2 protein-coding genes are annotated in these 2,622 nt (G+C 65.7%); both read right to left on the bottom strand.

Features of this window, described 5'->3' with window-relative positions; genetic code table 11:
* The coding region (locus tag GR212_RS36440) for an MDR family MFS transporter (RefSeq protein ID WP_163994972.1) at positions 1-1,526 on the bottom strand (1,526 nt) is incomplete at its 3' end.
* Between the two features lie 76 nt (positions 1,527-1,602).
* Positions 1,603-2,622: HlyD family secretion protein (locus tag GR212_RS36435; protein ID WP_163994970.1), on the bottom strand; the 1,020-nt coding region annotated here is incomplete at its 5' end.

Genomic DNA, 2,622 nt, shown 5'->3' with positions numbered 1-2,622 from the left:
TCGCTGAATGCCATGATGTTTGCCTGTTTGCGCAGGCTTGCCGCGACGGCGACGATGGCCTTGTGGGAGGCGAGGGCCTGGTCGCTGACGCCATGGCTCATGAAGTAGCCGGTGAGGCTTGCGATGCGGTCGCGGGTGGCGTCTTCGAACAAGGACACCGAATTGGTGAGGATGTTGGAGTGGAACTGCTCGCGCTTGGTCAGAAAGGTCTGCAATGCGGCGATGCCGACGGCGCCGCCGAGATTGCGCATCATGTTGAAGAGGGCGGAGGCCGAGCCGGCGTTTTCCTGCTCGATGCCGGCCGTGGCAATGGCGGTCAGCGGCGTGAAGGCGAGCGCCTGGCCGACGGCGCGCACGATGTTCGGCCAGAAGAGCTGATCGCTGGCATAGTCGCCGGTCATGTAGATGTTCATGAAGTTGGAGGCGGCGAAGAGCGCGAAGCCGACGACGATCAGCAGGCGGGCGTCGACGCGCTTCATCAGGCGGGGGACGAGCGGGATGAGGATCAGCTGTGGGATGCCGGTCCAGGCGAGCACCAGGCCGATCTGTTCGGAATTGTAGCCCTGGATGCGGGTGAGGTAGATCGGCAGGATGAAGACCGAGCCGTAGAGGGCGACGCCCATCAGGAAGTTGGCGACGATGCCGAAGCCGAAGTTGCGGCGCACCAGCAGGCGCAGGTTGAGGAGCGGATGGGCGGCGCGCAGCTCGATGATGAGAAAGAGCGTCAGCGAGACGGCGGCGATGACGGACAGGCGCACGATGAAGGGCGAGCCGAACCAGTCGTCCTTGTTGCCTTCCTCCAGCACGGTCTGCAGGGCGGCCAGGCCGACCGCCATGGTGACGATGCCCGGCCAGTCGCCCTTGGCCAGCAGCGACAGGTTCATCGGCGCGCGGTCGAGCGAGACCCAGAGCATGCCGACCATCAGGATGCCGGGGACGAGATTGACGTAGAAGATGTATTCCCAGCCCCAGCTTTCGGTGAGATAGCCGCCGATGGTCGGGCCGATGGCCGGGGCGAAGGTGGCCGAGAGGGCGAAGAGGGCAAGGCCCATCGGCTGCTTGGGCTTGGGCAGGAGCGTGATGATGATGGTAAACGCCATGGGGATCAGCACGCCGCCGGAGAAGCCCTGGATGGCGCGCAGGATGATCATCTGCTGCAGGTTGGCGGCAAAGGCGCAGCCGACCGAGAAGACGAGGAAGAGAATGGCGTTTGTCAGCAGGTAGAGGCGGACCGAGAAGACCCTTGCCAGCCAGGCGCTGAGCGGGATGACGACGATCTCGGCGATCAGGTAGGATGTCGAGATCCAGCCGCCGTCGTCGGTTCCGGCGCCGATCGCGCCCTGGATGTCGGCAAGCGAGGCGTTGACGATCTGGATGTTGAGGACGGCCATGAAGGCGCCGAGGGTGGAGCCGATGACGGCGGTCCACATGCGCAGCGGGCTCATGGCGGGCTTTGCGGCCGCAGCGGCTGCGGCAGTGGCCGGCCCGGCCGAATTGTTGTTTGCGGCAATCTGAAGAGTGGCCATGGCGCTTCTCCTTCCGGCCGGAGCCGAAATAATCTCACGACGATGTTGAGGGGATGCCCGACGAAGACGGGCGGGATCAGCCGGCGTGGCCGGATGACCCTTCGGCGTCGGCGGTCGAGGCCGAGGTCTGGAAGGCCTTGGTGTCGACTTCGGGCTCGACGGACATGCCCGAGCGCAGCAGGCCCGCCAGGTGCTCGTCGTCGATGACGATCTTGACCGGGATGCGCTGGACGATCTTGGTGAAGTTGCCCGTGGCGTTGTCCGGGGGCAGCAGCGAGAATTCCAGGCCGCTTGCCGGCGAGACGCTGTCGACATGGCCCTTGATGGCGACGTCCGGGAAGCTGTCGATCTTGATCTCGACCGGCTGGCCGGGGCGCACATAGGTCAGCTGCGTTTCCTTGAAGTTGGCGACGACATAGACCGAATGCAGGGGGACGACCGCCATCAGCTGCGTGCCCGAGGTGACGTACTGGCCGACGCGGATCGAGCGGGCGCCGATCGTGCCGTCGACGGCGGCGACGATGTTCGTATAGGACAGATTGAGCTCGGCCTGCTGGACGGCGGCGGCGGCGCGGTCGCGCTGGGCGGCGGCCTGGTCGCGCTGGGTCTGCAGCACCGGCACCTTGTTCTGCGCGGCGACGAGGGCGGCCCGGTCGCGCTCGACGGCGGCGGAAGCCTGCCTGCTGGCCGATTGCGTCTCTTCGGCGCGCGACTGCGTGCCGGCGCCGTTGCTGATCAGCCGGGCCTGGCGGGCGGCATCGGACTGGGCGAAGTCGAGCGAGGCCTGCGAGGCGTCGACCGTTGCCCTGGCCTGGCCGATCAAGGATTGCTGCAGCAGGATCTGCGCATCGATGTTGGCGATTGCCGCATCCGCTGCCTTGAGGTCCGCCCTTGCCTGGGAGAGGGCGGCCTGGAAGTCGCGGTCGTCGATGCGGGCAAGAACCTGGCCGGCCTTGACCGTGTCATTGTCGTTGACCAAGACATCCTTGATATAGCCGGCGACCTTCGGAGCGATCGTGGTGTAATCGGCCTTCACATAGGCATCGTCGGTCGATTCGATGAAGCGACCCACCGTCCAGTAGCGATAGCCAAAATC

Origin of the sequence: Martinezella lusitana, from assembly GCF_010668395.1 — a bacterium.
Lineage (GTDB): Bacteria > Pseudomonadota > Alphaproteobacteria > Rhizobiales > Rhizobiaceae > Rhizobium > Rhizobium lusitanum_A.
This window is presented reverse-complemented; position numbering and strand designations above follow the sequence as displayed.